This is a genomic window from Streptomyces sp. NPDC003697 (genome assembly GCF_053587115.1).
Genome location: NZ_JBSFNN010000143.1, coordinates 1 through 8,507, shown reverse-complemented (window position 1 = coordinate 8,507; position 8,507 = coordinate 1). Strand labels below are relative to the sequence as shown.

Below are 8,507 nucleotides of genomic sequence, written 5' to 3'. Positions count from 1 at the left end.
GTTGCCCTTGTTCATCCCAACGGCGCCGTCCATGAGCTCCCGGATGATGTCGGCGTGCCCGGCGTGCCGGTGCGTATCAGAGCGGTCACACTCCGGGCCGCGAGCCGACCGCGCTCCCGGGGGTGGACCCGGAAGCCGCCGCGGCCGGCGCCGGCCCGCGGGGTCAGAGGCGGCCGCCGGGAACCACCGTGAACGACGCCGGGCCGGCCGGCAGGTTCACCGTGTACTGGCGCAGGTAGGTGTCCAGGAACGGTGAGCGGGCACCGGAGGTGGCCACGTCGTCCGAGGGGTCGTCCAGGGCCAGTTCGAGCCGGGCGCCCATGACGTCGATCCGCCGGCCGGAGGGCGTGTCACGCCACGAGCCGGTCTGGATGGACCCGATCTCCACGGCCAGGACGTGTCCGGCTGCCAGCGTCCAGTCGGTCGCCTTGAGATCCACGGACAGCCGGCCCGAGCGCAGCAGGGACACCTGCTCGTCGAACATGACGGCGGTGCCGTCCGGGGCGACGTCGTACAGCTTGAGCATGACGTTGCCCGCTCCCCGCGCGGTCAGGGAGATCCGGGGGGTGCCGGTGACGCGCACGCTCCGCCTGACCGGCTTCGACCGGACGAAGTAGCTGGAGGTGACCTCACCGGCGTTCTGCTGCCGCGCCAGCCGCCCGGCCAGCCCCTCGGGGGCGGGCGGATCGGTCGCGGGCGCGTTCTCCATGTCCCACCGGCCCGAGGGCGGTACGGGTTTCGGCGCCGCTCCGCCGGACGCGCCCAGGGCCGCTCGCGCCGGGGCTCCGCCGTCGTCGACGTAGGAGCCGCCGCGCAGCGGGAGGCTGACGGACCGTTCCACGACGGGCCACGTCCGCTGGGCACGCCAGTGGGCGGTGGAGTCCTCGATGGCATAGGCCGGGTAGTGGACCCTCGGCTTGATGCCCTTGAGGTACTGGTCGTAGAAGGAGAGGGTCTCCTCGTACCAGCCCTCGCGGCCCATGGCCAGGCGTCCGTCGCCGGTGCGGTCGCCGCCGCGCACGTGGTCCCACTGGCCGAGCCATCCGCGCTCCGGCCCCACATGGTTGCGCAGGTACTCCTGCATCTCCTCGGGCTTGGTGTTGTTCTCGATGAAGCCCTGGGTGACGAACAGCGGGGTGTCGCTGCCCCTCGCCATCTTCGCGAGGTCGCGCGAGGTCCAGTGGGGGTCCCGCCGGTCGGCTATCCGGTAGCCGGCGGAGTTCTCGGTGAGGCACTCCGGGTGGGTGTCCTCCCACCGGGCGTTGGCCTGGTACCGCGCGTCGTCGTCCGGCATCGGGACCATCGTCGCTATGCCGTTGTAGGCGTCGGCGGTGCCGGTGACGTTCGGGCGGGGCACGCCGTTGGAGTAGATGTACGGGTACATGTCCCACAGGGGTTCCTGGGCGACGACGGCCTTCAGGGGCCTCTGGTCCAGGTCGTTGCCGATGAGGCCCGTGACCGCGTCGTAGGACTTGCCGTACATGCCCACGGCCCCCGTGGACCACGGCTGGCGGGCGGCCCAGCCGATCGCGGCCCTGACGTCGGCCTGCTCGCCGGGGCCGCCCCAGTCCAGGCAGCCGGTGGAGCCGCCGAAGCCGCGCAGGTCCACCATGACGAAGGCGTAGCCGTGGCGGAACAGGTCGGTGCCCTCGACGAAGTCCTGGAAGCGGGAGGAGGGACCGGTGTGCGTCCAGCCCTCGGGGCCCGTCTGCCCAAAGTGGCCGAAGTACGGGCCGATCGACAGGATGACGGGCACCTTCTGCCGCGGACCGCGGTGCTCGGGCAGCAGGACGTCGGCGTGCAGTTCGGTGCCGGACCGGTCCGAGGACGGGAAGTAGTGCTGGGTCCAGACCGACCCCTCGGGGACGCGGTCGTTCTCCTCGTGCGTGACGGCGCGCGTCGCGGTGGCGACCGCCGGCGTCCGGGCCTGCGCTGCGGCGGCGGACCGGGTCGCCGCCCCGGGCGCCGCGGCGGCGGGGGCGGTGAGCGCACCGCTCAGGGCCAGGGTGGTGACGAGTGATGAGGCGGCCCAGGTAGCCGCACGGCGTCTTTTCACATGCTCCTCCCGAGGTGGTGAGTTACTGGGTGGTGCAGGTGTGCCGATCGAGCAGCGACCCCCGGCCCGCTGCGGACGGGCCGGTCCTGGGCAGCCCCGCGCACGAGGGAATCGGAGTCAACAGGCGCGAGCGCGGGCGGGAGCCGACGGCCAGCAAGCCTATGATCGTCAAGAAAGAGCGTCAACGAGGCGACAGGGAAAGCCTTTTACCGCCGCAATCTTCCGTCCGGTCAGGCACCGGACCCGTACGCGGTGGGCCGGAGCAGGACGTGGGGCGGCTACCCCCGGCACCGGCAGCCGCTCCTGCCAACGCCGCCCGTGCGAGCCCGGACCGAGCAGCACCTTGCCGAGCTGGTCGGCCGTGAGAGCAGGCGCGGGCAGAGGGGGCGCGGCCGGGTCGGTACGAAGACCGCCGAGGAGCAGGGCGAGCGGGCGCAGCCAGGCCTATGGGAGACCGCGGCGAGCATCGCGTCATGGGCCGCAACCTGGCGGACGACACACGCCGGCCGGCTGCCGCCCGCGCGCGGGGACCCCGCCCAGGCCCCCGCGCCGGCCGCGTCGGTGGCCGACGTCCGGCACGGGTGACGTGCGTCCGAGCGCCCTCGGTCCGCGGGCGCCCCGGCGTGTTCATGTTTCTGAACCTCCCTCACATGGGTGTACAGCCGCGTGAGGCTGTGCCAAGCTCGGGCAACTCCGTTGTGGATCCACCAGTTGGGAGGCGGCGTCCATGAGTGTTTCCCGGCGCACTGTGCTGGCCACGGCGGCCGGAGCCGGAGCGGCAGCCGCGTGCACCTTCCCGGCACCAGCGGCCGCCGCCGCAGGGGGCGGCACGTCGGGGGCGACTCTGCGCACCCTGCGTGCGACGGCCGACTACGCGGTGGAGAAGCTCAGCAAGGTCGCGCCGGGCGTCACGGCCTTCCCGGTCGGCACGAAGTCACCGCGCTGTCGGAGACCTGCCTGACCCGCCACTCCGCCCGGGCCGACGCCGTCGTGGCGCGCTGCACCCGTAACCGCCCGGCCGAGGACGGCGTCGAGATATCCCTTCCGTACGCCGACTACTACCTCCTGGAAGGCATCCTGCGGGTGCTGCGGCCGCACGACGTCGGACGGGCGATCGACCTGTCGTGCGGGTGAACGACCCGCTGGGCCTCGGGAGGAGGCGTCCGTAGGGTTCCCGCATGACGAATGAGAGTGAGCGGGCCGTGCGGGCGGCCATCGAGGGGGAGTTGCGGCTTCTCGATCCCGAGGTCCGTGCCGACCCGACCCGTGTCCTGGAACTGCTGGACCCGGAGTTCATCGAGTTCGGTGCTTCCGGACGGCGGTGGGACGTGGAGTCGGTCCTCACGGTGACGAGTGGCGGCTCGGTGTCACCGGAGTCTCCGGTCAAGGTCAGTGAGATGTCCGGGGTCGTCCTTGCCCCGGGCGTGGTTCATCTGACGTACTTCGCCGACAACCAGGGTCGCCGGGCCTGGCGGAGCTCGCTGTGGCGTCTGACGGAGACCGGCTGGCGGATGTACTTCCACCAGGGGACCCTGACTCGCTGAGGGTGCGGAACCGCGGCCCGCGAGAGGGGCCGCGGTTCCGCCCAGCCGATCCCGGGTGGCCTCTGCCCGGCGGCGGCCGGGCCCTTCTGTCCGATCCCCGCTTCATCGCCACCCTGACCGAACCGGCCCCGGAGCAGGCCGGCACCGCCGACTTCGCCGGCACGGCCCGCCGGGCGTCGCGACGGGGCGAACGTCGCCCGCCGCGGCACTAGACGCGGTCCTGGAAGACGCAGCTCCACACGTGCGTGCCGGCGACGCTGCCGTCGGCACGCACCGCCTCCAGCGTGTAGAAGTGCGTGGTTCCCCGCGCGGCCGTGGTGTCCGTGTACGCACGGGTCTCCGCCGGCAGCAGCCCGGCGTGCAGCCGCTCGTACGCCTTGGTGGCCTGGTTCCACCGGCTGACCCGGTAGCCCGCGACGGTCTCGCACTCAGCCGTCTTGTCGCACTGCCAGTTGACGGACGGCCCGTCCTCGCCGGGTCCGCCGATCACGGTGCCGTAGCCCAGGCCGCCGAGGTTCCAGTCCCGGGTGACCGTCGCCGGCGGCCGGACGTCCAGCTCGGTGGCCTCGACGACCGTGACCTTCGGGTCGCTCGGCGGCAGCGCGTTGCCCCAGCGGTCCTTGGCGACGACCGCGTACACGTACGTCTCGCCGTCCGGCAGGTCGCCGCAGAGGATGGCGAGCGGATCGCTCTGACCGTCCCGGCAACCGGTGGAGGTCAGCCACTTGACCGTGCCGTCCGCCTGCCGGGCCCCGGTCCAGGCCACGTAGCGGTCGATGTCGTCCTCGGGCGAGGCCGCCCAGCTCACCAGCACGCCGTCGGCGCGCGGGGTGGCCGTCACGCCGGTGACCGCACCGGGCGCGACGGAGTCGCCGGTGCGGACGACGAGCGGGGCGGACAGCGCCGATTCGTTGCCGGCCGGGTCCACCGCAGCGACGGCGTACGTCACGTACGTGCCCGCGGGCATGTCCACGTCGTGGCAGGTGCCGCCGGTGCTGGTCTCGTCGCCGGACTCGCAGGTCACGCGGGTGAGCGCGGCGGGGTCGAGGGACTTTCCGGGTGAGCGGTAGACGTGGTAGGTCCCGCCGTTGCCGAAGCCCTCGTCGAAGCCGTCGGGCTGCTTCCAGTACACGTCGGTGTAGCCGCCGCGGACGACGGCACCGAGGTCGGTCGGCGACTTCGGCGGCGTCCGGTCGACGCCGTCGCCGGTGACCGTCGCGTACGCGCCCGGGTTGCCGAGCGCGTCGAGGGCGCGGACCCGGTAGTAGCGGGGGGTGTTCTCCGGCGCGTCGGTCCGGTACGACGTCGTGGTCGTCGTACCCAGCAGCGTGAACGGGCCGGCGGCCGCGGAGGCGGCGTACACCTCGTATGTCGCGGCCTCGGCTGCCGGCTGCCAGTTCAGCGTGGCCCACCAGGCGTCGCTGACGACGGTGAGCGCGGTCGGGGCCGCCGGGCCGGTGCGGTCGGCGGTGGTCGCGGTCACGTCGAGGCTGCCGGTGGACTCGCGGCCGGCCTTGTCGACCGCGCGGACCTCGTAGAGGAAGGTCTGGCCGGTGGCGGGCGGTGCGTCGACGAAGGCCGGGGAGGTGAGCAGGGAGGTCCCGCTGACCTTGGCCCACTGAGTGGTACTCAGCCGGCGGTAGACGCGGTAGCCGGCAAGGTCCATCTCCTTGCCGGCGACCCAGCGGAGCGAGGTCTTCGCGGTGGTCCCGTCGTACGTGGCGCTGAGGCCGGCCGGCGCGAGCGGCTTAACCGTGTCGACGGCGGCCTCGGTGCGCGGGGCGTAGGTGAACCCGGCGTAGGCGTAGCCGGTCCAGGCCACGTAGTCCACGCGCAGTGTGTGCTTGCCGGCCGGGATGGTCAGGTCGACGGTCCTGCGCACGGTGGTGGAGACGTTCCGCCACAAGTCGATCTTCCGTACGCCGTCGACATAGACGCGCATGCCGTCCTGGGTGGCCGCGGAGAGCCGGAAGGGTCCGCCGGAGCCGAAGTCCCGGGTGAGGGACCACCGGACGGAGAAGTTGTCGTTCGGCAGGGTGACGCCGGCGGGGTCGCCGTTGCCGTAGTTCTCCGCGACAGCGGAGTCACAGGCGGTCAGCCTGGGCGTGCCGCTGAACGAGGTGTTGGCGAAGTACTGCGCTGTCCAGGCCGGTGAGGCGCAGGTCACGGCCGCGGAGGCCGGGGCGGCGGTGATCAGGCCGCCGGTGGCGGCGAGCGCGGCCACCAGGGCCAGCGCGCTCAGCCGGTTGCGAGTCATCACAGGGAGAAGGTCCTTTCCGGACCGACGTGAAACAGGGAGACGCCTGTGTGACTGACGAGGCGGGGACCGGGTTGCCCTCGCCCGGCGTTTTTCCGGCCCGGCGCTCGGGCTCTGCCTCGCCGGCCTGGAAGGTGCGGTGTGCTCTTTCGTCACCCGTCCGGCTGTGCGGCACGCCCGCGGCGCAGACCGGTGGCCGTGGCTGGGAGGGGCGCCGAGGCGGCGTGTTGGAGGAGGAGCGGCCCCGGAAGCCGCCCGGTGGGCGGAGGGCGGCGGTCCGGGCGGGCGCGCAGCGCCTTCCGCCCGGTTCTAGGATGGTGAGACGGACGCAGAGCGGCCGGAACAGCGCGCAGGCGTGGGCACCGCGAGCGGGGTCCGCGCGGCAGATGTCTTCGTGACCGGGCTGTGCACGGTGGCGGAGGTCAGACCAGAACCCCGGCCCGATTACGGCGGGCCGGGGTTCTGCGTCATGCGTGGGGCGTCATGCGGTCGGCTCAGTAGTCGCCCCGGTCGCCCTTGCCGCCCCGGTAGTCGTGGATGACCCGGAAGCTGCCCACGACTCCGTCTTCGACCCTCACGCCCTCGGTGCAGCCGGGGCGGACGCCGTTGCTGGAGCTGCGGGGGCCGACGGTGGCGATCGGGGCGCCGTTGTCGCAGGTCACACCGCGGAAGACCTCGATGGTCTTGCGGCTGTCGTTGCGGATGTTGAGGGTCCTGGAGCCCAGGCCGCTCACCACGGTGATGCAGCCGCCGGGGCGGGCGGTGTAGGACCGCTCGTTGATGTGGATCCAGCCCTCGTCGTAGTCCCTGTCCTTTCCGCCGCCGTGGTCGTTGCCCCTCTCGCCGCCGTTGCCCTCGTTGCCTTCGTTGCCCTGGCCGCCTTCGCCGCCCATGGGCGCCTGGACGGGGGCGGGCGCCTGGACGGCGGCCGGGGCGGCCTGGGGCACCGGTGCGGCAGAGGCCGAGGCGTAGGTGATGCCGGTCGCGGTCAGGGCCGCGGCGGCCGCGACAGCCGCGGTGATCGCAGAGGAACGGGTCATGATCATGGCACTGCTCTCCTGTCTCGCAGTCAGAGAAGTCGGCTTCGAAAGCCGGCGTGTGATTAACGTACTAATCGCCTGCAAGGCTGTCATTTCGGTCAAGCCGGAAGGGCGGCCATCAGGGGGCCAATCGGGGTACCACGCGCGTCCGAAGGCCCGTCGGCCGGCATTCACGGCACCGTCAAATCGCCGCTGTAAGGGCCTAGTTGACGTGACATTAGTCTTGCGAGGTGATGTCTGACGACGGCTCACCCGTGCGGAAGCGGGATCGCCTGGAGCGGTCGCCACGAAGGGCCGAGACATGCCGGAACGGTGGCCCCATGGCGTGGTGCCGTCCGGTACGGAGAGGCGCCGCGCCCGGTCGGCGGGTGGCCGAAGACGGGCCTGTGGCGAAGTGTCATCCCGGTCGGATCTCCGGCTGGGACCCCGAAGCAAAAACGCGGAAGCGGTTCGGCGTGGCGTCGGGACGGTTCACTTCTCGCGTGGTAGTGACCTGTCAGCCTTGCCCATTCCGCTGACGGTTCGACGGTGTGGCGCGGGGACAAAACGCAATCGCCCGTGGTAAAGGCCTGTCAGAACGACGCGGAGCAGGTCCTCGCCTACCGTATGCAGGTCAAGGGTCCGGCGAAGCTCGGCCTGCAACCCGTCCCCGTGCACGGCATCGCCATCCACCTGCGCAAGGCCGAGGAGCGCGGAGAGGACCTCCCGGTGGCCATCGCGCTGGGCAACGAGCCGGTCGTCACATTCGTCGCCGGCACTCCGCTCGGATACGAGCAGTCCGAGTACCGCACGGCCGGTGCGCTGCGGAGTGCCCCGCCCCCATCACCGCTGACGGCCGCGGTGGCCGGAGCCGTGCCGTTCCCGCCACCGTTTCGCCGCTCCGTTCCCGCGCATCCGTCTGGAACATCCGCGGCCTCCTGGTGGCTGCGGTCACACGGCCGGGGGAAGCTGTGCGCGCACCCAGGTGGGATCGGGGTTGGTGCGCGGCCGGCCTGCCACCAGAACGGTCGGCACGGTCTCGTTGCCGTTGTTGGCCGCCCGCACCACCGCCGCCCCGTCGGGGTCCTGCCAGATGTCGACCCAGTGCAGTCGGCGGGCGCTGCGGCCCAGCCGCATTCGAAGACGCAGACAGTAGATGCAGCCCGGGCGCCAGAACACGATCGGCCGGCCGTCAACCTCGCTGCGGCGCTGCGCCTCCGCCGCGCTGACCGAGCGGGGGAACGGCAGCGGCGAATGCAGCCAGGCGAGCAGCACGAACACCAGCAGCAGCGGAACGGCGGTGAAGAGGCGCCCATCGCCGAGCAGCTGGGCTGCCGCGAGCGCACCGCAGACGGCGAACAACATCGGCATGTACCAGGCGCGTGTCATGAGCGCACCCTACGGGGAACTTGCATGGCCACCGTCAGGCCTAGGCGCCGACCGCCATGCCGGCGCCGAGCCCCCGGTGGCGCTTCGCGCGACAGCACGTGCGCCCCGCCCACTGCCCGGACACGTTGTCACGGGCGGGATCGTGCATGATCAGGGGCGGTGCCCCCGTCGCGGGAGCGACGGGGCGCAGGAACCCGCACCCACCGAGGAGCCGTCGTGATCCGCTTCGAGGACGTCTCCGT

6 protein-coding genes and 2 pseudogenes are annotated in these 8,507 nt (G+C 72.3%); 3 read left to right on the top strand and 5 right to left on the bottom strand.

Translation table 11 applies throughout. From position 1 onward, the window contains the following. Positions 1 to 81, bottom strand: a pseudogene (locus ACWDNY_RS30765) (mycothiol transferase); the annotation flags it as partial. Between the two features lie 82 nt (positions 82 to 163). Then, positions 164 to 2,056: a CocE/NonD family hydrolase gene (locus tag ACWDNY_RS30760; RefSeq protein WP_451649095.1), complete on the bottom strand. Its 1,893-nt coding sequence runs from the start codon at positions 2,054 to 2,056 to the stop codon at positions 164 to 166. Positions 2,057 to 3,046: 990 nt separating this feature from the next. Between ACWDNY_RS30760 and ACWDNY_RS30755 the strand changes: the two genes are divergently transcribed. Together ACWDNY_RS30755 and ACWDNY_RS30750 are read left to right on the top strand one after the other, a co-directional pair. Beyond that, positions 3,047 to 3,190, top strand: a complete 144-nt coding sequence (locus tag ACWDNY_RS30755; RefSeq protein ID WP_451649094.1) for a hypothetical protein — start codon at positions 3,047 to 3,049, stop codon at positions 3,188 to 3,190. A 44-nt stretch (positions 3,191 to 3,234) separates the two neighbouring features. Beyond that, a complete protein-coding gene (locus ACWDNY_RS30750; protein WP_451649093.1) occupies positions 3,235 to 3,600 on the top strand; it encodes a nuclear transport factor 2 family protein in 366 nt (121 codons plus the stop codon). Between the two features lie 208 nt (positions 3,601 to 3,808). On the opposite strand, the gene ACWDNY_RS30745 is transcribed toward ACWDNY_RS30750, so the two are convergent. Beyond that, complete coding sequence (locus ACWDNY_RS30745; protein WP_451649096.1) at positions 3,809 to 5,857, bottom strand: PA14 domain-containing protein; 2,049 nt, start codon at positions 5,855 to 5,857, stop codon at positions 3,809 to 3,811. 494 nt (positions 5,858 to 6,351) lie between these two features. After that, positions 6,352 to 6,903, bottom strand: a complete 552-nt coding sequence (locus tag ACWDNY_RS30740) for a hypothetical protein (RefSeq protein ID WP_451649092.1) — start codon at positions 6,901 to 6,903, stop codon at positions 6,352 to 6,354. Positions 6,904 to 7,425: 522 nt separating this feature from the next. On the opposite strand from ACWDNY_RS30740, the pseudogene ACWDNY_RS30735 reads away from it, so the two are divergent. Further along, a pseudogene (locus ACWDNY_RS30735) lies at positions 7,426 to 7,701 on the top strand (UbiD family decarboxylase domain-containing protein); the annotation flags it as partial. A gap of 126 nt (positions 7,702 to 7,827) precedes the next feature. Here the strand turns inward: ACWDNY_RS30735 and ACWDNY_RS30730 are convergent. Further along, on the bottom strand, positions 7,828 to 8,265 hold the full coding sequence (locus tag ACWDNY_RS30730; protein ID WP_451649091.1) for a glutaredoxin domain-containing protein: 438 nt from the start codon (positions 8,263 to 8,265) through the stop codon (positions 7,828 to 7,830). Positions 8,266 to 8,507 lie beyond the last annotated feature (242 nt).